23 protein-coding genes and 1 tRNA gene are annotated in these 22,687 nt (G+C 71.4%); 15 read left to right on the top strand and 9 right to left on the bottom strand.

Annotated features, from left to right (window positions below; all coding sequences use genetic code 11):
• Window positions 1–6: 6 nt before the first annotated feature.
• Window positions 7–474 (top strand): hypothetical protein, encoded by a 468-nt coding sequence (locus CXQ97_RS16595; protein ID WP_104181996.1) that lies wholly within the window; start codon window positions 7–9, stop codon window positions 472–474.
• A gap of 41 nt (window positions 475–515) precedes the next feature.
• On the opposite strand, the gene CXQ97_RS16600 is transcribed toward CXQ97_RS16595, so the two are convergent.
• The gene (locus CXQ97_RS16600; RefSeq protein ID WP_104181997.1) at window positions 516–2,120 is read right to left on the bottom strand and encodes a hypothetical protein; all 1,605 of its coding nucleotides are present in this window, start codon (window positions 2,118–2,120) and stop codon (window positions 516–518) included.
• Window positions 2,121–2,240: 120 nt separating this feature from the next.
• On the opposite strand from CXQ97_RS16600, the gene CXQ97_RS16605 reads away from it, so the two are divergent.
• Window positions 2,241–3,080: an aldo/keto reductase gene (locus CXQ97_RS16605; RefSeq protein ID WP_104181998.1), complete on the top strand. Its 840-nt coding sequence runs from the start codon at window positions 2,241–2,243 to the stop codon at window positions 3,078–3,080.
• 223 nt (window positions 3,081–3,303) lie between these two features.
• On the opposite strand, the gene map is transcribed toward CXQ97_RS16605, so the two are convergent.
• Window positions 3,304–4,077, bottom strand: coding sequence for a type I methionyl aminopeptidase (gene map / locus CXQ97_RS16610; RefSeq protein ID WP_104181999.1), 774 nt, complete (start codon window positions 4,075–4,077; stop codon window positions 3,304–3,306).
• A 69-nt stretch (window positions 4,078–4,146) separates the two neighbouring features.
• On the opposite strand from map, the gene CXQ97_RS16615 reads away from it, so the two are divergent.
• Window positions 4,147–4,446, top strand: coding sequence for a helix-turn-helix transcriptional regulator (locus CXQ97_RS16615; protein WP_104182000.1), 300 nt, complete (start codon window positions 4,147–4,149; stop codon window positions 4,444–4,446).
• A gap of 63 nt (window positions 4,447–4,509) precedes the next feature.
• On the opposite strand, the gene CXQ97_RS16620 is transcribed toward CXQ97_RS16615, so the two are convergent.
• A tRNA-Thr gene (locus CXQ97_RS16620) sits at window positions 4,510–4,585 on the bottom strand.
• 220 nt (window positions 4,586–4,805) lie between these two features.
• Between CXQ97_RS16620 and CXQ97_RS16625 the strand changes: the two genes are divergently transcribed.
• Window positions 4,806–5,546 (top strand): HAD family hydrolase, encoded by a 741-nt coding sequence (locus tag CXQ97_RS16625; RefSeq protein WP_306740168.1) that lies wholly within the window; start codon window positions 4,806–4,808, stop codon window positions 5,544–5,546.
• Here CXQ97_RS16625 and CXQ97_RS16630 read toward each other — a convergent pair.
• Genes CXQ97_RS16630 through tmk form a run of 3 tightly spaced genes read right to left on the bottom strand, consistent with a single transcriptional unit; the run spans window position 5,501 to window position 8,909 of the window.
• Window positions 5,501–7,075: an alpha/beta hydrolase gene (locus CXQ97_RS16630; protein WP_104182001.1), complete on the bottom strand. Its 1,575-nt coding sequence runs from the start codon at window positions 7,073–7,075 to the stop codon at window positions 5,501–5,503. The two genes, CXQ97_RS16625 and CXQ97_RS16630, sit on opposite strands and share 46 nt — an antisense overlap.
• Entirely contained in the window at window positions 7,072–8,265 is a 1,194-nt protein-coding gene (locus CXQ97_RS16635; protein ID WP_104182002.1) for a DNA polymerase III subunit delta', read from the bottom strand. Before CXQ97_RS16635 ends, CXQ97_RS16630 begins: the two co-directional genes overlap by 4 nt.
• Window positions 8,262–8,909, bottom strand: coding sequence for a dTMP kinase (gene tmk, locus CXQ97_RS16640; protein ID WP_104182003.1), 648 nt, complete (start codon window positions 8,907–8,909; stop codon window positions 8,262–8,264). The genes CXQ97_RS16635 and tmk overlap by 4 nt, the downstream gene beginning before the upstream one ends.
• An 82-nt stretch (window positions 8,910–8,991) precedes the next feature.
• Between tmk and CXQ97_RS16645 the strand changes: the two genes are divergently transcribed.
• A complete protein-coding gene (locus CXQ97_RS16645) occupies window positions 8,992–10,212 on the top strand; it encodes a PLP-dependent aspartate aminotransferase family protein (protein ID WP_104182004.1) in 1,221 nt (406 codons plus the stop codon).
• A gap of 4 nt (window positions 10,213–10,216) precedes the next feature.
• Window positions 10,217–10,546 carry a DUF2516 family protein gene (locus CXQ97_RS16650; RefSeq protein ID WP_104182005.1) on the top strand — a complete coding sequence of 110 codons (330 nt, stop codon included), beginning with the start codon at window positions 10,217–10,219 and terminating at the stop codon, window positions 10,544–10,546.
• A 22-nt stretch (window positions 10,547–10,568) separates the two neighbouring features.
• Here the strand turns inward: CXQ97_RS16650 and CXQ97_RS16655 are convergent, their stop codons facing one another.
• Window positions 10,569–11,297: a class I SAM-dependent methyltransferase gene (locus CXQ97_RS16655; protein ID WP_258062694.1), complete on the bottom strand. Its 729-nt coding sequence runs from the start codon at window positions 11,295–11,297 to the stop codon at window positions 10,569–10,571.
• 286 nt (window positions 11,298–11,583) lie between these two features.
• On the opposite strand from CXQ97_RS16655, the gene CXQ97_RS16660 reads away from it, so the two are divergent.
• A complete protein-coding gene (locus CXQ97_RS16660) occupies window positions 11,584–12,330 on the top strand; it encodes a phosphoglyceromutase (RefSeq protein WP_104182007.1) in 747 nt (248 codons plus the stop codon).
• Between the two features lie 80 nt (window positions 12,331–12,410).
• Here the strand turns inward: CXQ97_RS16660 and phoU are convergent, their stop codons facing one another.
• The gene (phoU, locus tag CXQ97_RS16665) at window positions 12,411–13,070 is read right to left on the bottom strand and encodes a phosphate signaling complex protein PhoU (protein WP_104182008.1); all 660 of its coding nucleotides are present in this window, start codon (window positions 13,068–13,070) and stop codon (window positions 12,411–12,413) included.
• A 161-nt stretch (window positions 13,071–13,231) separates the two neighbouring features.
• Between phoU and CXQ97_RS16670 the strand changes: the two genes are divergently transcribed.
• A complete protein-coding gene (locus CXQ97_RS16670; RefSeq protein ID WP_219815451.1) occupies window positions 13,232–14,467 on the top strand; it encodes a cell wall metabolism sensor histidine kinase WalK in 1,236 nt (411 codons plus the stop codon).
• On the top strand, window positions 14,464–15,144 hold the full coding sequence (locus CXQ97_RS16675; protein ID WP_104182009.1) for a response regulator transcription factor: 681 nt from the start codon (window positions 14,464–14,466) through the stop codon (window positions 15,142–15,144). Before CXQ97_RS16670 ends, CXQ97_RS16675 begins: the two co-directional genes overlap by 4 nt.
• A gap of 72 nt (window positions 15,145–15,216) precedes the next feature.
• On the opposite strand, the gene CXQ97_RS16680 is transcribed toward CXQ97_RS16675, so the two are convergent.
• Window positions 15,217–15,747 carry a hypothetical protein gene (locus tag CXQ97_RS16680; RefSeq protein ID WP_146069696.1) on the bottom strand — a complete coding sequence of 177 codons (531 nt, stop codon included), beginning with the start codon at window positions 15,745–15,747 and terminating at the stop codon, window positions 15,217–15,219.
• 256 nt (window positions 15,748–16,003) lie between these two features.
• Here CXQ97_RS16680 and CXQ97_RS16685 point away from each other — a divergent pair, with 256 nt between their 5' ends.
• From CXQ97_RS16685 to glgX, 6 genes are all read left to right on the top strand, one after another.
• Window positions 16,004–16,486: a CarD family transcriptional regulator gene (locus CXQ97_RS16685; RefSeq protein ID WP_104182011.1), complete on the top strand. Its 483-nt coding sequence runs from the start codon at window positions 16,004–16,006 to the stop codon at window positions 16,484–16,486.
• A 79-nt stretch (window positions 16,487–16,565) separates the two neighbouring features.
• The gene (gene ispD / locus CXQ97_RS16690) at window positions 16,566–17,291 is read left to right on the top strand and encodes a 2-C-methyl-D-erythritol 4-phosphate cytidylyltransferase (protein WP_104182024.1); all 726 of its coding nucleotides are present in this window, start codon (window positions 16,566–16,568) and stop codon (window positions 17,289–17,291) included.
• Between the two features lie 40 nt (window positions 17,292–17,331).
• Window positions 17,332–17,865 carry a 2-C-methyl-D-erythritol 2,4-cyclodiphosphate synthase gene (gene ispF / locus CXQ97_RS16695; protein ID WP_104182012.1) on the top strand — a complete coding sequence of 178 codons (534 nt, stop codon included), beginning with the start codon at window positions 17,332–17,334 and terminating at the stop codon, window positions 17,863–17,865.
• A gap of 26 nt (window positions 17,866–17,891) precedes the next feature.
• On the top strand, window positions 17,892–19,355 hold the full coding sequence (cysS, locus tag CXQ97_RS16700; RefSeq protein ID WP_104182013.1) for a cysteine--tRNA ligase: 1,464 nt from the start codon (window positions 17,892–17,894) through the stop codon (window positions 19,353–19,355).
• A 90-nt stretch (window positions 19,356–19,445) separates the two neighbouring features.
• The gene (gene rlmB, locus CXQ97_RS16705) at window positions 19,446–20,426 is read left to right on the top strand and encodes a 23S rRNA (guanosine(2251)-2'-O)-methyltransferase RlmB (protein WP_104182014.1); all 981 of its coding nucleotides are present in this window, start codon (window positions 19,446–19,448) and stop codon (window positions 20,424–20,426) included.
• 8 nt (window positions 20,427–20,434) lie between these two features.
• Entirely contained in the window at window positions 20,435–22,534 is a 2,100-nt protein-coding gene (gene glgX / locus CXQ97_RS16710) for a glycogen debranching protein GlgX (RefSeq protein ID WP_104182015.1), read from the top strand.
• Window positions 22,535–22,687 lie beyond the last annotated feature (153 nt).

Genomic DNA, 22,687 nt, shown 5'->3' on the forward strand with positions numbered 1-22,687 from the left:
GCATCCGTGGCCTTCTTCGCGGCGGCGCGGCAGGGGCGGAAGGACGACGCCGAGCTGGGCACGGGGGTGTGGCGGCGCGCGCACGACCGTTTCCGCCGAGGACTCGACCGCTACCACCAGATCCTCGAGGGCATCGAGGACGACGACGTCTACAACGAGCTCGTGGGCATCGCCAACGAGCTCAGCGCGATGCTCCCGCGGGTCCGGGCGGTCTGCGTGCGTGCCCAGGCCTCCTCGCCGAGCACCGGACTCGACATCCCCGGCGCGCTCCTGCAGGTACACCGGGCGCTTTCCCGTGCGGGCAACACGCTCGCGACGACGGCCGAGGCCGCCGCGATGACCAGGCTCGACGGCGAACGGTGGGGGATCGCGTCGTCGGGTCTCGACAACGTGCGGCGCCGTGCCCAGCTGGTGACTGAGGATGTCGAGGAGGCCGAACGGGCGATGCCGGACGCCGGACCGTCGCCCCGGTAGATGCCTCGGTAGATGCCTCGGTAGGCGCCTCGGTAGACGCCTCAGTAGACGAGGAGCGTGCTCCCCGGGTCGACCGCGATGTCCCAGACCTCGAGCTCCTGCCCGCCGCACTCGCCGCGCTCCCCCGCGGGCACGCCCCGGATGAACGGCGTCGAGCGGTTGTCGTCCACATAGGGGTACCCGCGGTCGTTCAGGACGGTGAGGACGCGGCGCCCAGTGGCCGGGTCGCCGTCGATAGAGGAGCCCGGTTGCCTCCGCTCGTGGGCGGTGAAGCCCTCCGGCCAGCGCAGCAGGATCGCGCGGTCGTTGAACGAGAAGAGCACGCACGCCTGCCCGTCCTCGGCGTGGATGCGGAACGTGCCGAGCAGGGTGCCCGGCAGGTCCTGGGGATCCCGGCCCTCCGGCGGCCGGACGCCGACGACGGCCGCGGGGTCCAGCGCGCCTGGCGGTGCGCCGCTGGTCCCGAGCGGGATCTCCCCCGCGGGCATGGCATGGATGGCGTCGCGGAGCCCGTCCGGCAGGGGAGCGGGATCACCCGTGACCGTCGCGGCCTCCGGCACCCGGCGGTTCACGAGGGTCAGCACCGAGTCCTCGCCCTCGATCGGTGCGAGGATACCGTGCTCGCCCTGGACGAGGAACATGAGCTGGTTCGGCGGGAAGAAGCTGCGGCCGTACGTGCGCTCGAGCGTGCTCCGGCCGGTGACGTCGACGGTGAGGACGCGGCCCGTCTCCCCGCCCTTGAGGAACTGCACCACCCGGGCCCCCCGCAGCATCCGCACCTCGTCGTCGATCACGGTCGGCCGCACGTTCGAGGCGGCCACGATCGCCACGACCTCCGCGAGGTCGTAGAGGCGCGCCGTGTCCTCCGCGGGTCCGGCTGCCCGGCGAGGGATGAGCGCCGAGACGAGGGCCACCACGATCAGCAGCAGGCAGGCGGCGCCGACCGTCGTCCGGATCCTCCGGCGCCGGGATCCGCTCCCCTCGACGGACAGGTCGAGGGGCTCCTCCGCCGGTGGCGTGGAGGGGGAGGGGGAGGGTGCCTCCACCGGCAGGTCGGCGTCGGACGGCGCCCCGGGGGAGAGCGCATCATGGCTGCGCCCGAGGTCCTCCTCGGACACGGCGCGGGCGGGGTCGGCGGACGCGAGGACGGCGGCGAGATCGATCGCGGGCTCGGCCAGCCGACGGGCACAGGCGGCTTCGATGTCGGGCAGGCCACCGGCATCCTGGCCCGACGCGCGTGCGGCGGTTCCCACGGCGAGGCCGTCCCAGTGGTGCAGGAGGAGGAACTCGCGCTCGCCGGGGGCGAGAGCGGAGAGGGCGGCGTGCAGGTCGCTGCCGGCCTGGACCCGCGGGGGCAGCGACGGCGGAAGGAAGCGTTCGAGGGCCGCCCGCGCCGCGGCGACCAGGAGGATGCGCGTCCGCTCGCCGTCGTGGGCAAGGGGGGCGCCGTCGTTCGTCCTCCCGCCGGCGTCCGCCGTCGCGGGACCTCCGGCCCGCTCCGCGTCCTCGGCTTCCGAGCCTTCGACGGCCTCGACGGCTTCGATCGCCGCCTCGGCGGCGAGCCGTGCGGACCGCGAACGGCGGAACGCGTAGCGGTAGGCGTCGTCGTGGAGAATGATCCGCTCCGGATCGTCGGCAGCACCCATCCCGCACCTCCGTCGTCGCAGGCAGGTCCGCGTGGTCCGCTCCGGGAGCAAATACCTCGCGGGCTGATAGTTGTCGGTGGAAACAGAAATAAATGGACAGTTCCGTTCGTTCCCGACTGTATGACTACATCACCAAACCTTACGTTCAATGACGGCCTCACGATCCCCCAGCTCGGGTACGGCGTGTGGCAGGTTGAGGACAATGTCGCCGAGGATGTCGTGGGCAAGGCCTTCAAGGCCGGCTACCGCCACATCGACACCGCCAAGATCTACGGGAACGAGGCGGGCGTCGGCAGGGCGATCGCGTCGTCGGGCCTGAGCCATGACGAGATGTTCATCACCACGAAGCTGTGGAACGCGGACCAGGGCTACGAGAGCACCCTGACGGCGTTCGACGAGTCCATGGAGCGCCTCGGCCTCGAGACCCTCGACCTGTACCTGATCCACTGGCTGCAGCCCAAGCAGGGCAAGTACGTCGACACGTGGAAGGCCCTCATCGAACTGCAGAAGCAGGGGCGCGTGAAGAGCATCGGCGTCTCGAACTTCACCATCGAGGCGCTCGACGAGATCATCGACGCGACCGGCGTGGTCCCGGTCATCAACCAGGTGGAGACCCACCCGTACCTGAACCAGGTCGAACTGCGCGCCTTCGAGGCGGAGAAGGGCATCCTGCACGAGTCGTGGTCGCCCATCGGCTCCGGCAAGGGACTGCTCGACGACGCCGTGCTGCAGGACATCGCGCAGAAGCGGAACGCGACGCCCGCCCAGGTGGTCCTCGCCTGGCACCTCGCGCTCGGCAACGTGGTCATCCCCAAGTCCGTCACGGAGTCGCGCATCATCGAGAACTGGGAGTCGCTCGACGTGAAGCTCGAGGACGAGGACATCGAGGCCATCAACGGCCTCGACAAGGGAGCAGCCGGCCGGATCGGTGCCGATCCCGCCACGGCCGACTTCGCCTGATCCTCCCCGCCCGGCCACTGGCCCTTCCCTCCGAAGGAGCAGTGGCCGGTGCGCGACGGCGTGATCCGCCGGAGCCGCGCAACCAGAGGCACCGAAGAGCCGCCCGGCACGACGCCGGGCGGCTCTTTCCGTCGTGGTCGTACCCCCGGGCGGCATGGGCCGGCGCCGCCCTCACGGCCCCGGAGACGGTCCCGCGTCGTCGAGCTGGTCCGCCGCGGTCCCCTCACCGGCTGGGCAGCGTGAGGATCTCGGCTCCGTCGCTGGTGATCGCGATGGTGTGCTCGCTGTGCGCCGTCCGGCAGCCAGTGGCGCTGCGGAGCGTCCAGCCGTCGGCGTCCGTGACCAGCCCGTCGGTGTCCGCCATGACCCACGGCTCCAGCGCCAGCAGCAGTCCGGGGCGCAGCTCGTATCCGCGGCCCGCCCGTCCGGTGTTCGGGATGTGGGGGTCCTGGTGCATCGTCGACCCGACGCCGTGGCCGCCGAAGTCCGTGTTGATCGGATACCCGGCCTCGCCGAGGACCGCGCCGATGGCGGCGGAGAGGTCGCCGATGCGGGCGCCCGGGTGGGCGGCGGCGATGCCTGCGGCGAGCGCCCGTTCCGTCGCGGCGATCATCGCGACGCTCGCGGGGTCCGCGGAGCCCCCCACGATGAAGCTGATCGCGGAGTCCGCGACCACCCCGCCGAGCGAGACGGCCAGGTCCAGGGACAGCAGGTCGCCGTCCGCGAGGGCGTAGTCGAACGGCAGGCCGTGGAGCACCGCGTCGTTGACGGAGGTGCAGATGTAGTGCCCGAACGGTCCGCGTCCGAACGACGGGGCATAGTCGACGTAGCAGGACTGCGCGCCGGCCTCGATGATCATCGCCTTCGCCCACCGGTCGATGTCCAGCAGGTTGGTACCTACGGCCGTGCGGCGTGCGAGCGTGTGCAGGATGTCGGCGACCAAGGCGCCCGTGTCTCTCGCTCGGCGCACTTCGGCGGGGCTCAGGATCTCGATCATGCGGTGCCTGCTCTCGTCGGGGCCAATAACTATCCCGGTAATAGTATCCCAGGGACTAGACTCTGGCTCATGGTCAGATTGCCCCTCACCCCCGCCGATGTCGAGCGCGGACAGCGCCTCGGGCTGCTCCTGCGCCGAGCCAGGGGAGGACGGTCCATGCTCGAGACCGCGCTCGACGCGGGTGTCTCGCCGGAGACCCTCCGGAAGATCGAGTCGGGCCGCGTCGCGACCCCGGCCTTTCCGACCATCGCGGCGATCGCCGTCGTCGTCGGCCTCTCCCTCGACGACGTGTGGGCCGAGATCAACCGGCCCGACGACGGCGTCGACTCGGCCGCCGTGGGCGGGGCTCGCCAGCAGTTGGTGTCCTGATCCCGGTCGGCGAAGCGTGTCGGGCACGGAAAAGCCCCGGAGGCGGACCGTCCGGGGCTTCGATGGAGCCTCCTGCCAGAGTCGAACTGGCGACCTTCTCATTACGAGTGAGACGCTCTACCGACTGAGCTAAGGAGGCAATGCTTCCCGGTTCCGGGCAGTACCCGGGGCCGATCCACAAGCGACAACTTTATAGGAGTCCCCGGCCCGCGGTCAAAATGGCGGGATCGGGCGGGAATTCGTGTCCGGTTCATCCCGCTGCCGCCTCGTGTACGCGGACCCGTCAGGAGGATGCGGAACCCTGAGGGGCACCCGGGAGCCCGCATCGGAGCGGGTCCGGCTTCGAAGGGGGACGCCGCGTGGCGCACGACCGCACATTCTCGCTCGCCGTGATCGACATGGCGGGGACCACCGTCGACGAGGGCGCCCTGCAGGAGGAGGCCTTCGGACGGGCGCTCGCCTCGCACGACGTCCACGAGGGCACGGATGTGTTCGACGCCATGACCGCTTATGCGCGCCGGACGATGGGCACCTCCAAGGAGCTCGTCTTCCGGCACCTCTTCGACGACGTCGCGACCGCCGTGGACGTGAACCGCACCTTCGAGACGGCGTACGACAACCTGCTCGCCCGGTACGGCGTGCAGCCGATCCCGGGCGCCGAGGAGGCGATCCTGGCGCTGCGCGAACTCGGGCTGAAGATCTGCCTCGCCACCGGCTTCGGCCGCCATACCCAGAACATGATCCTGGAATCCCTCGGCTGGATGGGACTCGCGGACCTCAGCCTCTGCCCCTCCGACGCGGGCCGCGGCCGCCCGTACCCGGACATCATCCTGACCGCGGTCCTCGCCCTCGACATCGAGGACGTGCGCTCGGTGCTGGTGGCCGGCGACACGACGTCCGACGTCCTCGCGGGGCAGCGGGCGGGAGCCGGGGCGGTCATCGGCGTCCTGACGGGCGCCCACTCGGAGGCCGACCTGCGGCTCGCCGGGGCCGACGCCGTGCTGCCCTCCATGTGCCACCTGCCCCGGTGGCTGCCCGCCGGGACCGGCGGCGCTCAGCAGCGCGAGTCGTCCGCCGGGACGGTCCCGTCGATGAAGTAGGAGTCGACCAGGTCCAGGATGCAGTCGTTGGACCGTCCGTAGGCCGTGTGTCCCTCACCCTGCCAGGTCACGTGCACGCCGGACTCGAGCTGCTCGGCCAGGGCGGTGGACCACTCGTAGGGCGTGGCGGGGTCCCCCGTGGTGCCGATCACGACGATCGGGTCCGCCCCCGCGGCGCGGAGGGGGGCAGGCCCGAGGACCGGCGGGTACTTCCACGGCGCGCACGTGATGCCGCCGTATGCGAGGAACCGCCCGAACGTGGGCGACGCCGCGACGAGTTCCTGCTCGTCGGCGCGCATCTGCGCGGGATCGTTCGTCGTGGGATAGTCGAGGCAGTTCACCGCGAGGAAGGCCGCCGTCGCGTTCGTGGCGTAGGTGCCGTCCGGCCGGCGTTCGGCGGAGAGGTCCGCGAGGTACAGCATGCTGTTCGGGTCGCCGGCCAGCGCCGCGGTGACCGCCTGCGTGAGCGTGGGCCAGTTGCCGTTGTCGTAGAGCGGCAGGATGAAGCCCTGCACGAACGTGGAGATCGGCACGACGCGACCGTCCTCTGCCGTCAGGGGTTCCCGCTCGACGGCGGCGAACAGGTCCTGGATCTGGCGCACGCCGTCGTCCACGCTCCCCGTGTACGGGCACTCCGACCCCTGCTGGCAGGCAGCCACGTACGCGCGGACCGCCCGCTCGAACCCGCCCGCCTGCCCGAGCGTGATGTTCTCATTGCTCAGCGACGGGTCGATCGCGCCGTCGAGCACGAGGCGCCCCACCCGCTCGGGGAAGAGGTCCGCGTAGGTGGCGCCGAGCTGCGTCCCGTAGGAGAAACCGAGGTAGTTGAGCTTCTCGTCGCTCACGAGCGCGCGCAGGATGTCCATGTCGCGCGCCGCCGACTCGGTGTCCACGAACCCGAGCAGCTCGCCGCTGCGCTCGGCGCACAGGTCCGCGTACTCCTGGGCGTCGGCGATCATGAGCGCCAGGAGCTCGTCCTCGGGGGCGTCGGCGGGGTAGGTCTCCTGCCGTGCCCCGTCCTGCTCGGCGTCCGTGTAGCACTTCACCGCGCTGGACCGGTTGACGCCCCGGGGGTCGAAGCCGAGGACGTCGTAGTCCTCGCGCAGCCGCTCGCTCGTGACGTAGTCGAGGGAGTCCTTCACGATGTTGACGCCGGAACCGCCCGGTCCGCCCGGGTTCACGAGGATGGTCCCCTGCGCCTCGCCCGTGGCGTCGGACCGGATGGCGGCGATGTCGATGCTGCTGCGGCCGGGGTCGCTGTAGTCCAGCGGCACCTCGATCGTCGCGCAGGAGAACGACCCCTCGCAGTCCTCCCACAGCACCTCCTGCGTGTAGAAACCGCGGAGGTCCGCGTCCACCTCGCCGACGGCCGCGGGATCGGCGGTCTCCACGCCGGTCGCGGGGGCGTCGGCGTCGTCGGGGGAGAACAGCGTGCACCCGGACAGGCCGAGCACGACGGCGACCGCGGCGAGCGCGGTCAGGGGACGACGGCGCGGCACCCGGCCGGGGGAGAGCGGTCCAGGGGTCATCGGTCGAGGTCCTTCCGGGACAGCAGGCTGACGGTCATCGCTTCGATCGCCAGGAGGGGTGACACGTTGGTGCTGACGAGCCGCGTGCGGACCTCGTTGATCGCCTCGAGCCGCAGCAGGGTGTCCTCGGCGCTCTCGCGGCGCGCGAACTCCTCGAGCTCGGGCCGCAGCGGCTCGTTCACGAGCGGCTGGCCCGTGGCGACCTGCAGCATGAGGACGTCGCGGTAGAACGAGATGAGGTCCGTCAGCGCGCGGTCGAAGTAGTCGTTCTTGGACCGCTTGGCCCGGCGCGTCTGGTCCTCCTCGAGGCGCCTGATCTGCGCCCGCAGGGAGGGGGGCAGCGTGCCCGTCTCCGGGGCGCCGAGGGTGGCCAGCAGGGCAGCCCTCTCCTCGGCGTCGCGCTGCTCGAAGGAGCTCTGCGCCTCCGCCTCCGCGAGTTTCACGAGGTCCGCGGCGGCCCGCATGGCCCCGGCCACGGAGCGCAGCGTCAGCGGGAGCCGGACGATCTGGTTGCGCCGCTCCCGGGCGCCGTCGTCGGTCGCGAGGCGCTTCGCCACCCCGATGTGGCTCTGCGCGGCCCGTGCGGCGGCCTCGGCGGTGGCGGGATCGATGCCGTCCCGGGCCACGAGCAGGTCGGCGACGTCCTGTACGGGCGGCAGCCGGAGGCCCACCGACCGGCAGCGGGAGCGGATGGTGACGAGGACGTCGCCCGGGCTGGGCGCGCAGAGCAGCCAGATGGTGCGCGGCGGCGGTTCCTCGATGGCCTTGAGCAGCACGTTGGTGCTGCGCTCCTGCATGCGGTCGGCGTCCTCCACGATGATGATGCGCCACCGGCCCGTGGACGGCTTGTCCTGCGCCTTCCGGACGAGCTCGCGGGCCTCGTCGATGCTGATGGTCACCTTCTCGGTGGTGACGTTGGTGAGGTCCGCGTGGGTTCCGGAGAGCACGGTGCGGCAGGCCTTGCACGTCCCGCAGCCGCGCTCGCCCAGCGCCTCCCGCTCGCAGAGCAGCGCCGCGGCAAAGGCCCGGGCGGCGTTCGAGCGGCCCGAGCCGGGTGGTCCGGTGAAGAGCCAGGCGTGCGTGGGGGAGCCGGACTCGGCGGCGCGGCGCAGCTGCTCCACCACCTGCTCCTGGCCGCGCAGCTCCGACCAGACACCGGTGGCCGGCAGGCCGTGCGCGACGGCGCTCATGCCGACACCCGGGGCAGGGCGCCCATGATCGCGGTGTGCAGCTCCTCCGGCGTGCGCGATGCGCCGAGCACGAGGTAGCGTTCCGGCGCGAGGCGCGCGAGGTCCAGGAAGGCGTCCCGGATGCTCGCGTGGAACCCGTCGGGCTCGGATTCGAGGCGGTCCTCGGTGGCCGCGCCGGCGGTGCGCCGGCTGCGGCCCTCCGCGGGGTCGACGTCGAGCAGCACGGTGAGGTCGGGGCGGAGCCCCTCGGTGGCCCAGAGGTTCACGTCGAGGACGGCCTGTGCCCCGAGGTCGCGGCCGGCCCCCTGGTAGGCCACCGAGGAATCGATGTACCGGTCGCACACCACGACGTCGCCGCGCCGCAGCGCGGGCAGGATCACCTGGTGCACGTGCGCCGCACGCGAGGCCGCGAACATCAGGGCCTCGGTACGCGCATCGATCTCGCCGTGCCCGTGCTCGAGCACGAGGGAGCGCAGCGTCTCCCCGATGGGGGTGCCCCCCGGCTCCCGCGTGCGGACCACGGTGCGGCCGCCCGCCTCGAGGGCCCGGCAGAGCAGCGCCGCCTGGGTGGACTTGCCCGCGCCGTCGCCGCCTTCGAGCGCGACGAAGAGCCCGGGGAGTCCGTGCGGGAGGGGATAGGTCACGGGCCCAGCCTACCGAGTGGGGGCGACCTTCGCCCCGGGTGACGCGAGCGGGCGGGATCGGTGACGGGACTAGGCTCGGGGGATGGCATCCGTGCGCTCCGACCTCGCCCCCGATACCCTCACCGTCGCGGCGGGGCGTCCTCCCCGCGAGCACGACGCCCCCGTCAACGCGCCGATCGTCCTCACGACGACGTACCACGAGACCCGCGCCCCCGAACCGGGGGACCGCGTGTACGCCCGCGGATCCAATCCCACCTGGGATCCGTTCGAGGAGGCCCTCGGAGCCCTCGAGGGCTCGGACCTGCCGGCGCTCGTCTTCGCCTCGGGTCTCGGAGCCGCTGCGGCGGCGCTGTCGCTCGTACCCACCGGGGGAGTTGTCGTCCTGCCGCGCCATGCCTACGCCGGGTCGCTCGGCCTGGCCGCCGATCTCGCCGCGCAGGGCCGCTTCGAGCTGTGCGTCGTCGACATCGCGGACACCGGGGCCGTCCTCTCGGAACTCCGGGCGCTCGCCGACCGGTTCGACGCCGGCCAGGTCATGCTGTGGCTCGAGAGTCCCACGAACCCCATGCTCGAGGTCGCCGAACTCTCCGTCCTGACCGACGCCGCGCACGCGATCGGCGCCGTCGTCGTCGCCGACAACACCTTCAACACGCCCATCGTGCACCGGCCCCTGGACGCCGGCGTCGACGTCGTCCTGCATTCCGTCACCAAGTGGCTGGCCGGCCACTCCGACGTCGTCCTGGGGGCCCTCGTGACCTCCGACCCCACGCGGCGCGAGCGCCTCCTGGCGCACCGGACGCTGCACGGGGCGATCGCCGGACCGTTCGAGGTCTGGCTCGCCCTGCGGGGCCTGCGCACCCTCGCCCTCCGCATGGAGCGGAGCCAGGGCACCGCCCTGGCCCTCGCGCACCGCCTCGCGGAGCATCCCGCGGTCCGTCGCGTGCGGTACCCGGGCCTCCCGTCGGATCCCGGCCACGAGCGCGCTGCCGAGCAGTTCGAGGGGTTCGGCGGGATCGTCAGCATCGAGCTCGACGACGTCGCCACGGCGGACGCGCTCGTCGCCGCCGTCCGCCTGTGGCTCCCGGCCACCTCCCTCGGGGGCGTCGAGTCTCTCGTGGAACGACGACGCCGCCAGCCCGCCGAACCGCTCACCGTGCCCGAGGCGCTCGTGCGCCTGTCGGTCGGTATCGAGAACCCCGGGGACCTCTGGGCGGACCTGGACCAGGCGCTCCGCCGGGCCGCCGCGGGCGACGCGCACCTCCCGCACGCTCGTGCGCCCAGGGAGGCGGGCCAGCTAAGCTGAGCCCGTGGCTCTCGTATACGCAACCCAGTACTACCTCTATCTCGCGCTCGGCCTGATCGCGCTCGGTATCGAGGTGTGGGCCCTCGTCGACTGCGTGCGGCGTCCCGGGACGGCCTTCGAGGCCGCCTTCAAGCGGACCAAGGGCTTCTGGCTCGCACTCACGGGCGGCGCCGTCGTCGTCGGCCTGCTGTCCACCCTGAGCAGCCGGGGCGGCTTCAACCTCTTCCAGCTCGTCGCCATCATCGCCGCCTGCGTGTACCTCGCCGACGTGAAGCCGGCCGTCAGCCAGACCTCCGGTCGCGGCGGCAATGCCGGGCCCTACGGCCCCTGGTAGCCGCGACGGTCCCTGGTAGCGGCTACCAGGGGCCGGGGCGCACGGCGTCCCACGCCACGGTGACCTCGCCGAGCCGCCACCGGGACGGACCGTCCAGCAGCGGCCAGCCGTCCGCCTTCAGCGCGGCGCAGGCGGCCACCCAGCGCTGGCGGTTGCCGAAGGAGGCGAGCGCCGCGGCGTCGAGCCAGGCCCTGTCCAGCGCCCTCAGGTAGCCGTGGACACGTTCCCCGGGGACGTTCCGGTGGATCAGCGCCTTGGGCAGCCGCTCCGCCACGTCGGAGGGCAGCGTGAAGGCGCCGAAGCGCAGCGAGACGCTCAGCGACACCGGACCCTCCGGGTCGACGGTCGCCCACGTGGCGCGGCGCCCGATCTCGTCGCAGGTCCCGTCGATGAACACGCCGCCCGGTGCCAGGCGCCCCCGCACCTCGTCCCAGTAGGCGGCGTACTCGCCCTCGTCGTACTGTCGCAGCACGTTGAAGGCACGCACGACGACGGGTCGCCGGCCGTCGAGGGGCAGCTCGAAGCCTCCCTGCCGGAAGCCCAGCCCCGGGCGGGCGAGCGGCGCGGCAGCGGCCACGCGTGCGGGGTCGATCTCGATCCCGACCACCTCGACGTCATCGCGGACGGAGCGCAGGCGCGTGAACAGTTCGACGGCGGTGACCGGGGCCGCCCCGTAGCCGAGGTCGACGACGAGCGGGTCGGCGGCGCGGCGGAGGCGGTGGCCCTGGGGCCCGGCCAGCCAGCGGTCCATGCGGCGGAGGCGATTCGGATTGGTGGTGCCGCGGGTGATGGTCCCCAGGGGTTTCGGGGGACGGGGACGCGGAGGCACTCATCAAGGGTAGGGCACCGCCACCGGGCCGCCGCGCCGGGTGCCCGGACCCGTGGGGGCGCCCACCCGCTCCTGCACCCCTGCCACGGGTCTGCGGAGGACGGGCGGTCGGCGGGTCCGCCGGGGCCGCCCGACGGGTCCGGCGACCCCGGCTGTCATACGACGCCGTGGCATGACCGCCGGCAGTGCGATACGGCAGACTGGAACCATGACCTACACATTGATCCTGCTGCGCCACGGGCAGAGCGATTGGAACGAGAAGAACCTCTTCACCGGCTGGGTGGACGTCCCCCTCACGGAGAAGGGCCGCGAGGAGGCCACCCGCGGCGGACACCTGCTGACGGAGGCCGGCATCCTCCCCGACATCGTCTACACGTCCCGGCAGAAGCGCGCCATCATCACGGCGAACCTCGCGCTCGAGGCAGCCGACCGCAGCTGGATCGACGTCAAGCGCAACTGGCGCCTCAACGAGCGCCACTACGGCGCACTGCAGGGCAAGGACAAGGCCCAGACCCTCGCGGAGTTCGGCGAGGAGCAGTTCATGGAATGGCGCCGGTCCTACGACACGCCGCCGCCGCCGCTCGACGACGCGAGCGAGTACTCGCAGGCCGGCGATCCCCGGTACGCGGACCTCGGCGACGACGTCCCGCGCACCGAATGCCTCAAGGACGTCCTCGATCGCTTCCTGCCGTACTGGGAGTCCGACATCACGGTGGACATCAGGGCGGGCAGGACGGTCCTGATCGCCGCCCACGGCAACTCGCTGCGCGCCCTCGTGAAGCATCTCGACGGCATCAGCGACAGGGACATCGCCTCGCTGAACATCCCCACGGGGATCCCCCTGGTGTACGAGCTGGACGACGACCTCAAGCCCGTCAAGGCCGGTGGCACCTACCTCGACGCCGATGCGGCAGCCGCGGCGATCGAAGCGGTCGCGAACCAGGGCAAGCACTGACCCTCCTGTGAACAGGAACGACGGCGGTCCCCGAGGGGCCGCCGTCGTTCCGTCCCTGTGCGGGTCTGGTCAGGAAGACCTCAGGTCAGGGGTGCGCTGGGGTGCCATTCGCCGGTGACGAGGTAGGTGACCTTACGGGCCACCGAGACGCCGTGGTCGGCGAAGCGCTCGTAGTAGCGGCTGGCGAGGGTGACATCCACCGTCGTCGGCGCGCTCTCGTTCCAGTCCTCCGAGGCGACGGCCTTGAAGACGCCGGCGTGCAGTTCGTTGACCCGCGCATTGGCGGCGTTGATCTCGTTGGTCAGGTCGAGGTTGCGCGTCTCGAGCAGTTCCGTGACCTTCCCCGCGATCTGCACGTCGAGTGCGGCGAGTTCGTCGAAGGTGGCCCGGATGCCCTCGGGGATGACGTTCGCGGGGAAGCGCAGGCGTGCGAGCTGCGCCACGTGGCGGGCGAGGTCTCCCATGCGCTCGAGGGACGCGCTCATCCGCAGCGCCCCGACGATCATGCGGAGATCGGACGCCACGGGGCCCTGCAGGGCGAGGATGTCGATCGCCCGCTCGTCGAGGGAGTTCTGGAGGAAGTCGATGCGCGCGTCGGCGGCGATGACCTCCTGCGCGAGCTCGGTGTCGGCTCCCTGGAAGGCGCTGTTGGCCTTCTGGATCGCCTCGGACACGAGCTGCGAGATCTCGATCAGCTCCTCGCCGATCTGATGTAGCTCGGCCTGAAAAACCTTACGCACGTAGGCGTCCTTCCCACTCTGTATCGTCCGACGGGTACCCTCGTCGAGCCTTCCAGCCGGCGATGAACGGTTGCTCCGCTTTGTGTGAACGTTAGTTGAACCACTGGCCTATTGCCACCGGATCGGAGGGGGTCGGAGGCCCCAGCGCATAAGCTAGGCCCGTGGATCCCCTTCTCCTGACGCTCGTGGCCGGGCTGGTCGGCCTGGCCCTCGGCGTGAGCGGCATGGCGGCGTTCCGCGCGAGCGAGGCGCAGCGGCTCCGGCTCCTCTACGAGGACGAGCCCTCGCTGCCCGACGGTGCCGCGGAGGTGCTGTCCATCATCGGCCGGGCCTACGTCATCGTGGATGCGATCGACGGCGTCGTGCGCGCCAGCCCGGCGGCCTACGCCTTCGGTCTCGTGCGCGGACACACCGTGGTCCACTCCGAACTGCTGGACCTCACGGCCCGCGTGCGGCGCGACGGCGTGATCGAGCAGCAGCAGCTCGAGCTCCCCCGGGGACCCCTCGGCCAGGGCACGATCGTGGTCCAGGTCCGCGTGGCGGCCCTCGGCGCGGAGTACATCCTGATCCTGGCCGACGACCGCACCGAGATCACGCGCAGCGAGGAGATCCGCAACGACTTCGTCGCGAACGTCTCCCACGAGCTCAAGACGCCGGTGGGCGCGATCTCCCTCCTGGCGGAGGCCATCGACGACGCGGCCGAGGACGAGGTCGCCGTCCGCCGCTTCGCGCAGCGCATGCACAAGGAGTCCGGGCGCCTCTCCGCCCTCGTGCAGGACATCATCGAGCTCTCCCGCCTCCAGGGCGCCGACGTGGTGCGCCGCGGCAAGGCCGTGGACCTGAACTCGGTCATCTCGGAGGCCGTCGACCGCAACAAGCTGCCGGCAGAGAGCAAGCAGATCGACATCGTCGTCGGCGGCTCGGCCTCCACGCCCGTGTACGGCGACCGGGACCTCCTCATGACGGCGTTCCGCAACCTCATCGACAACGCCATCCGCTACTCGCCCGAGGGCACGCGGGTGGGCGTCGGCGTCCGGTCGCGGGACGGCCTCGTGCAGGTCTCGGTCACCGACCAGGGCTCGGGCATCACGCCGGAGGAGCAGGAGCGCATCTTCGAGCGGTTCTACCGGATCGACGCCGCCCGGTCCCGCCAGACCGGCGGCACGGGCCTGGGCCTGAGCATCGTCAAGCACGTGGTCTCGAACCACGGCGGCGAAGTCACGGTGTGGTCGCAGGCAGGGCAGGGCAGCACGTTCACGGTTCGCCTGCCCGAGATGGAGGTGGCGTCGGAGGACGACGCCCCCGCCCTCCCGGAGGGCACGGCGACGCAGGGCGCCGACAGGAGATCAGCGAAGAAGGGCAGCACCGCTGTCCACGAGCAGGGAGTCAAGGCTTGAGCCGAATCATGATCGTCGAGGACGAGGAGTCGTTCAGCGACCCGCTGTCCTATCTCCTCGGCAAGGAGGGCTTCGAGGTGTCCGTCGTGGACAACGGCCTCGACGCCATCACCGAGTTCGACCGTTCGGGCGCGGACCTCGTGCTGCTGGACCTCCAGCTGCCGGGACTCTCCGGCACCGAGGTGTGCCGCCAGCTGCGCCAGCGCTCCAGCGTGCCGGTCATCATGCTGACCGCGAAGGACGCGGAGATCGACAAGGTGGTGGGCCTCGAGCTCGGTGCCGACGACTACGTGACCAAGCCGTACTCGTCCCGCGAGCTCGTGGCGCGCATCCGCGCGGTGCTCCGGCGCCAGGGCGAACCCGAGGAGCTGATCTCGAACACCATCCAGGCCGGTCCGGTCCGCATGGACATCGAGCGCCACGTGGTGAGCGTCGACGGCGACCAGGTGGCGCTGCCGCTGAAGGAGTTCGAGCTGCTCGAGATGCTGCTCCGGAACTCGGGCAGGGTCCTGACCCGCGGGCAGCTGATCGACCGCGTGTGGGGATCGGACTACGTGGGGGACACGAAGACCCTCGACGTGCACGTGAAGCGGCTCCGCGGCAAGGTGGAGCCCGATCCCTCGAACCCGCGCTACCTCATCACCGTCCGCGGCCTCGGGTACAAGTACGAGCCCTGACCGGCGCCGTCCCCCCGGACATGCGACTGCCCGCCTCCGATTCCCGGGGGCGGGCAGTCGAGGTGCGGGGGGCTACTCGCCCTCGGCGGCTTCCTCGGTCGCGGCGGGTTCGCTCGGGCGCGGGGTGTAGCCGCCCGGGACGTACTCGCGGTACTCCTCGAGCGTCCCGTCGAGCACGGGGACCTCGAAGACGGCCTGCTCGCCCTCGACCTCGAACTCGACCTCGATGAGGGAGCCCGGGATGTCCTCGAGGCCCTCGAGGGTGGCGTCGTCGGAGGACTCCTCCTCGAACCTGAACTCACCCTGGCCGTCGATCGTCACGCTGGTGGGGGCGCCGCCGGCGCCGATGGAGAGCTCCACCGGCTCGTCGCTCGTGTTGAACACGGTGCCGACGAGGCGTCCGGCCGTCTCGTCGTCCCGGCCGACGATGAGGAGGTTGCGCAGGAGCACCGGCCCGAGGTCCTTCACGATGCCGTCCGACGCGGCGTACTGCGTCGTGGTGGACTGTTCAGCGGTGAAGCTGCAGCCGGAGACGCCCAGCATCAGCAGCACGGCGCCGGCAGCAACGGTCTGCTGCACTCGGTTCTTCGGTGCACTATTCACAGCACAAACTCCTGGGGTTCAACAGGTGGGACGGGTGGGTAATCCGGTGCGGACCTACTCCACAGACTATCGGCAAGACCGTCGAATCGTGGTGTCGGTTTCGCGGGACCGGAGTGGCCCGGATCACTGAATCCCCCTGCAGTCAAGGGGCGAATCATAGTTCTTTCAGCTTGTTTCGGCGGCCTGACCTGCGAAAACGCGGAGTCGGCGTGTCGTTACCGTGATAAACTGATTCCCGGGAAAGGGGAAAGTCCACATGGTTTTTGAGGTCGGCGAAACAGTTGTTTACCCTCACCACGGCGCAGCGAAGATCGAAGAGATCAAGATGCGCGTCATCAAGGGCGAAGAGAAGATGTATCTCAAGCTCAAGGTGGCACAGGGTGATCTGACGATAGAAGTACCAGCAGAGAACGTTGACCTCGTAGGGGTTCGCGACGTGGTGGGCAAGGAAGGCCTCGAGCACGTGTTCGACGTCCTGCGAGCCGAATTCACGGAAGAGCCCACGAACTGGTCGCGTCGCTACAAGGCGAACCTCGAGAAGCTCGCCTCCGGCGATGTCATCAAGGTCGCCGAAGTAGTACGGGACCTGTGGCGCCGCGACCACGACCGCGGCCTGTCGGCAGGGGAGAAGAGGATGCTCGCGAAAGCGCGCCAGATCCTCATCTCCGAGCTGGCACTCGCGGAGAAGACCGACGAGGAGAAGGCAGCAAGCGTTCTCGACAACGTCCTCGCCTCCTAGGAGACGGGAACGGCGCGGAAGAGGGACCTTCGGGTCCCTCTTTCTCGTGGTGCTGGCATAGGGTGACGGGGTGTCCGAGATGAAGCATGCCCTCCCCGTCGGCGTCGTGGTGGTGGCCGCCGGGTCTGGGCAGCGCCTGGGGCAGGGAATCCCCAAGGCCCGTGTCCTCTGCGGCGGACGCACCCTCCTCGAACGCTCGCTCGACGCCGTCCTCGCGTCCGGGGTCGCGGCCTCCATCGTCGTCGTCCTCCCGGAGGGCGACGACGTCCTGTCCGCCGTGGTCTCCCGTGCCGCCGGACGTGCCGGCAACACGACCGTCGTCCCGGTGACCGGCGGGGCCACGCGGACGGCCTCCGTCCGCGCCGGCCTCGACGCCCTCCCGCCGTCGGCCGCCGTCGTCCTCGTGCACGACGCCGCCCGGGCCCTCACGCCGCCCGAGGTGTTCCGGCGGGTCGCGGCCGCCGTCGCGGCAGGTGCACCGGCGGTCATCCCGGTGCTGCCGGTCGTGGACACCGTCAAGGTGGTGGACGGCGACGTCGTCACGGCGACGCCGGACCGCGGCGCGCTGCGCGCCGTGCAGACGCCCCAGGGCTTCGACGCGCCGGCCCTGCGCCTGGCGCACGAGGGGATCCACCCCGCCGATCCGTCGGCGACCGACGACGCCATGCTGATGGAGGCACGAGGGGCCACGGTGCGCGTCGTCGACGGTGACGCCCTGTCCTTCAAGGTCACGACACCCCTGGATCTCGTCATCGCCGAGGCGGTGCTCGCGCGGGAGGCCGCCGGGCCCTCCGTCGCCGGCTGACCCCCCCCCCCCCCGACCCCGACCAGCACCAGGAGCAGCCGTGTACCTGAGCGAACACACCCACCTTCCCCGCACGGGCATCGGCGTGGACGTCCATGCCTACGCGCCTGCCGAGGCTCCGGCACCGCTGTGGCTCGCGGGCCTGCTCTGGGACGGGGAGCGGGGACTGTCCGGGCATTCCGACGGGGACGCCGTCGCCCACGCGGCGGCGGATGCCCTGTTCTCCGCCGCCGGTGTCGGCGACCTCGGCACCCACTTCGGCACCGACCGCCCCGAGTACGCCGGCGCCTCCGGCGCCACGCTGCTCGCCGCGGCCGCCGCGATCGTCAGGGAGGCCGGGTTCGACATCGGGAACATCGCCGTCCAGCTCATCGGCAACCGCCCGAGGTTCGGGCCCCGCCGGGCGGAGGCGGAGGCCGTCCTCTCCGATGCCGCCCAGGCGCCCGTCAGTATCTCGGCCACCACCACGGACGGGCTCGGCCTGACCGGCAGGGGAGAGGGCGTCGCCGCCATCGCGACAGCCGTCGTCGTGCGCTCCCACCGGCAGGGGACACCCGCCGGGTCGGAGGGCTGACCCGGCGCGCCGGGTAATCTGGACCGGTGAGCCTGCGATTCTACGACACAGCCCGCGCCGAAGTGCGCCCCTTCGAACCCCTCGAGCCGGGCAGGGCGAGCCTCTACTACTGCGGCGCCACGGTGCAGGGCATGCCGCACGTGGGCCACGTCCGCTCGGCGATCGCATTCGATCAGCTCACGCGCTGGCTGGAGGCGCGGGACCTCCGCGTCACGGTGGTGCGGAACGTGACGGACATCGACGACAAGATCCTCGCCAAGTCGCAGGACTCGTTCCGCGACGACGGCCCGCAGGACCCGTCCGGAGTGCCCGAGGAGCAGTGGTGGGCCCTCGCCTACCGGTTCGAACGCGAGTTCGACCGCGCCTACACCGCTCTCGGGGTCCGCCCGCCCACGTACGAGCCGCGCGCCACCGGGCACATCCCCGAGATGCACGCCCTCATCCAGCTGCTCATCGACCGCGGACACGCCTACCCGGCGCCGGACGGCTCCGGGGACGTCTACTTCGACGTCAGGTCCTGGCCCGCCTACGGCAGCCTCACGCGCCAGGACATCGACGACATGCAGGCCGCACCCGATGCGGACCCGCGCGGCAAACGGGATCCGCGGGACTTCGCCCTGTGGAAGGGCGCGAAGGACACCGATCCTGCGAGCGCGTCCTGGTCCAGCCCCTGGGGTACGGGCAGGCCCGGCTGGCACCTCGAGTGCTCGAGCATGGTCACGAAGTACCTCGGCACGGAGTTCGACATCCACGGCGGAGGCCTGGACCTGCGCTTCCCGCACCACGAGAACGAGATGGCGCAGTCGCAGGCGGCCGGCCACGCGTTCGCCCGCTTCTGGATGCACAACGGCATGGTCACGTACGGCGGCGAGAAGATGTCGAAGTCCATCGGCAACACCGTCGACCCGCAGGAGATGATCGACGCCGCCGGCGCCCGCGTGGTGCGCTACTACCTCGGCCAGGCCCACTACCGGTCGGTGCTCGACTACCGGACGACGTCCCTGCAGGAGGCGGCCGCCGCCGTGGCACGCATCGACGGTTTCCTCGCCAAGGCCTCGGCACGCGTCGGCGCCCCGGCCCGCGGTCCCGTCCGCGCGGTCGACCTCCCGGCGGCCTTCGCGGACGCGATGGACGACGACCTCAACGTCCCGCAGGCCCTCGCCGTGCTCCACACCACCGTGCGCAGCGGCAACACGGCGCTGGCGGCCGGCGACGACGACACCACGGCGACCACCCTCGCCGCCGTCGCCGCGATGACCGCCGTCCTCGGCCTCGACGACGCCGGGAACGGCGTCGGGGGTACCGTCCCGGATGCGGCGGCGACGCGGGCGCTGGATGCACTGGTGGGCGACCGGATCGCCGAACGCACCCGGGCCCGAACGGCCCGCGACTGGGCGCGGGCCGACGCCATCCGCGATGCGCTGGCGGCCGCCGGGATCGTCCTCGAGGACGCGGCGGACGGCGCCCGCTGGTCGCTCTCCGGGGACTGACCGACCCCACCGGCAGCATGTGCCGGTCCACCCGCCCGCCTCCGCGTAAACTGGAGGCGATTCTTCTTCTATATCTAAAGGTGTACTTCCATGGCCAGTCACGGACGTCCAGGCGCGGTTCGCAAAACGAAAAAGGGCCCCACCATCGGCACCGGCGGACATGGGCGCAAGTCGCTCGAGGGCAAGGGACCCACGCCGAAGGCGGAGGACCGCCCGTACCACAAGGCGCACAAGGGCAAGGAGCTCGCGGAGCGCTCCGCGGCCAAGCGTGAGGGTCGGGGCGCCGGCACCGGCCGCACCCGGGGCAAGGCCGCCGAGGAGGTCGTCACCGGCCGCAACTCGGTGGTGGAGGCGCTGCGCGCCGGCATCCCGGCGAAGGCCCTCCATGTCGCCATCCGCGTCGAGATGGACGACCGCGTCCGGGAGTCCCTGAAGATGGCCGCCGACCGCGGCATCCCCGTGATGGAGACGGGCAAGCCGGAGCTCGACCGCATGACGGACGGTGCCGTGCACCAGGGACTCATGCTGCAGATCCCGCCCTACGAGTACGCCGACGCGCTCGACCTCGTGGACGAGACCATCGAGCGTTTCCGGCGCGGCCACATCGGCAACGCCCCGCTGTTCGTGGCGCTCGACGGCATCACGGACCCCCGCAACCTCGGTGCCATCATCCGCTCCGCGTCGGCCTTCAGCAGCCACGGCGTCATCGTGCCCGAGCGCCGCGCGGTCGGCGTGACGGCCTCCGCCTGGAAGACCAGCGCGGGCGCCGCCGTGCGCGTGCCGGTGGCACGGGTCGGCAACCTCAATGCCGCGCTCAAGTCCTTCAAGGACAAAGGCATCTTCGTCCTCGGGCTCGACGGCGACGGCGACGTCTCGCTGCCGGAACTGACCCTCGGGCGAGAGCCCATCTGCATCGTCGTCGGGTCGGAGGGCAAGGGCCTCTCCCGGCTCGTCCGCGAGAACTGCGACCAGATCGTGTCCATCCCGATCGATTCCGCCATGGAGTCGCTGAATGCCTCGATGGCGGTGGGAATCACGCTCTACGAGGTGTCCCGCCAGCGCTCCGCCTGATCCCGCGCATGACGAACCCCGCACCCCTGCCGGACGCGTCCCGCGAGATCCCGCTGGGACTCCACTCCATCAGGGGGGCGTGGGGCCGGGACGACCACGCGAAGGCGGCGGTGTGGGCGCCGGGCATCGCTTCCGTGGACATGCACTGGCGCCGGCCGGACGGCGAGTGGTGCTCGGAGACGCTGGTCGGGCTCGACGACGGCGTCCACCACGGCGTGGTGGGTCCGGTGACGCCCGGTGCGCTCTACGCGTTCTGGCCCACGGGCCGTGACCTGCCCGGGGCCGTCGGGGAGGCGCAGCTGCTCCTCGACCCGTACGCCCGGGCGATCGAGACGATCCCCGTCGATCCAGGCTCGGACGAGGCGCCGTCCCGCGCCTACTACTCGGTGTTCCTCGAGCACGCCTTCGACTGGGGTGCGAGCGAGCGGCCCCTCACGCCGTGGCGCGAGACAGTCGTCTACGAGGCCCACGTCAAGGGCCTCACCAAACTGCACCCCGGCGTGCCCGAGCAGCTCCGGGGCACGTATGCGGGCCTCGCGCACCCTGCGATGATCGCCCACCTCCGGGACCTCGGGATCACCGCCGTCGAGCTCCTCCCGGTGCACTTCCACATCGACGAGCCGCACCTCGAGCCCCTGGGCCTCAGCAACTACTGGGGCTACAACACGCTCGGGTTCTTCGCGGCGCACACGGACTACGCCACCGCCGAAGCCCGGGCGGCAGGGCCCTCCGCCGTGCTCGACGAGTTCAAGGGCATGGTCCGGGCACTGCACGAGGCAGGCCTCGAGGTGATCCTCGACGTCGTCTACAACCACACCGCGGAAGGCGAGCAGCACCGCCCCGCACTGTGCTGGCGCGGACTCGGCGATCCCGACCACTACCGGCACGACGACGCAGGGCGGTACGACGACACGACCGGGTGCGGCAACACGCTCGACTTCTCCCAGCCCCGCGTCGTCGGCTTCGCGCTCGACTCGCTGCGCTACTGGGTGGAGGAATTCCGGATCGACGGCTTCCGGTTCGACCTCGCGGTCAGCCTGGCCCGCGACGGCCACAACACGTTCACGCCGAGGCACCCCTTCCTCGTGGCGGTCGAGGAGTCGGAGGTCCTCCAGGGGACCAAGCTCATCGCCGAGCCCTGGGACCTGGGCCAGGGCGGCTGGCGGACCGGGCAGTTCCCCGCCGGCTGGGCCGACTGGAACGACGGCTTCCGCGACACCGTCCGGGACTTCTGGCTGCACGACGTCGCGGCAATCGAGCGTGGCGGGACGGGCTCCTCGCCGGCACGCCTCGCCGGATGCCTCGCCGGTTCCGCGGAGACCTTCGCGGCGTCCGGCCGGAGTGCGCTGGCCTCGATCAACCTCGTGACCGCCCACGACGGCTTCACGCTCGCGGACCTCACCGCGTACGAGCGCAAGCACAACGAGGCCAACGGCGAGGGCAACCGCGACGGCCACAACGACAACCGCAGCTACAACCACGGCGCCGAGGGACGCACCGAGGACGAGGCCATCCTCGCCCGCCGGGAACGCAGCGCCCGCAACATCATGGCGTCGCTGCTCATCTCGCTGGGCGTGCCGATGATCGTGGCCGGGGACGAGCTCGGCCGCACGCAGAACGGCAACAACAACGCCTACTGCCAGGACAACGAGCTCACCTGGGTGCACTGGCCCGACGACGCCGCGTCGCGCCGCATGCTCGGGGCGACGCGCACGCTGCTCTCCATCCGCAGGGATTTCCTCGCCCGGCAGCCCTCGACGTTCCCCTCGCGCGGCGACCAGTCGATGCTGCTCTGGTTCAACGCAGCCGGACTGCCCATGAGCGTGCAGGAGTGGCACGACCCGCACACCCGGGCCGTGCAGCTGCTCCTCGGGTCGACGGGCGGCACCATCAACGGGCTCGTCGTGATCAACGGCTCGCTCGGGGACACCCGCATCCATCTGCCCTCCGCCTGGATCCTGCAGGGTGAGGGCGTCGAGGGGGAGCAGCCGCGCTGGTTCAGTCCCACGTTCGACTCCGCGGCGCGCGGGCCGCTCGAGGCGACGCGGCTGCGCTCCGGGGACGCCGACACGGTGGCGGCCGACTCGGTGCGCATCTACCGCTGCTGACCCGGCGCCGCGAACCAGCCCGGAGCCGTCGTCCTTCCCGCGTCCGCCGGCTGATGTCGCCGGTCCGCGGCGTGTCCCGCGGCGACGCGCGCTGCGGCCGATCGAAACCGGGAACGACGACGAGCAGGAACGACGAAGCCCGGGACCTCGAGG

This window comes from Arthrobacter sp. B0490, assembly GCF_002929355.1.
Lineage (GTDB): Bacteria > Actinomycetota > Actinomycetes > Actinomycetales > Micrococcaceae > Arthrobacter_D.

Coding starts and splice junctions, on each gene's coding strand:
- CXQ97_RS16600 (WP_104181997.1), bottom strand. CDS start 2,120: ATGGGTGCTGCCGACGATCCGGAGCGGATCATTCTCCACGACGACGCC.
- CXQ97_RS16605 (WP_104181998.1), top strand. CDS start 2,241: ATGACTACATCACCAAACCTTACGTTCAATGACGGCCTCACGATCCCC.
- map (WP_104181999.1), bottom strand. CDS start 4,077: ATGATCGAGATCCTGAGCCCCGCCGAAGTGCGCCGAGCGAGAGACACG.
- CXQ97_RS16615 (WP_104182000.1), top strand. CDS start 4,147: ATGGTCAGATTGCCCCTCACCCCCGCCGATGTCGAGCGCGGACAGCGC.
- CXQ97_RS16630 (WP_104182001.1), bottom strand. CDS start 7,075: ATGACCCCTGGACCGCTCTCCCCCGGCCGGGTGCCGCGCCGTCGTCCC.
- CXQ97_RS16635 (WP_104182002.1), bottom strand. CDS start 8,265: ATGAGCGCCGTCGCGCACGGCCTGCCGGCCACCGGTGTCTGGTCGGAG.
- CXQ97_RS16645 (WP_104182004.1), top strand. CDS start 8,992: ATGGCATCCGTGCGCTCCGACCTCGCCCCCGATACCCTCACCGTCGCG.
- CXQ97_RS16655 (WP_258062694.1), bottom strand. CDS start 11,297: ATGGACCGCTGGCTGGCCGGGCCCCAGGGCCACCGCCTCCGCCGCGCC.
- CXQ97_RS16660 (WP_104182007.1), top strand. CDS start 11,584: ATGACCTACACATTGATCCTGCTGCGCCACGGGCAGAGCGATTGGAAC.
- CXQ97_RS16685 (WP_104182011.1), top strand. CDS start 16,004: ATGGTTTTTGAGGTCGGCGAAACAGTTGTTTACCCTCACCACGGCGCA.
- ispD (WP_104182024.1), top strand. CDS start 16,566: ATGAAGCATGCCCTCCCCGTCGGCGTCGTGGTGGTGGCCGCCGGGTCT.
- rlmB (WP_104182014.1), top strand. CDS start 19,446: ATGGCCAGTCACGGACGTCCAGGCGCGGTTCGCAAAACGAAAAAGGGC.
- glgX (WP_104182015.1), top strand. CDS start 20,435: ATGACGAACCCCGCACCCCTGCCGGACGCGTCCCGCGAGATCCCGCTG.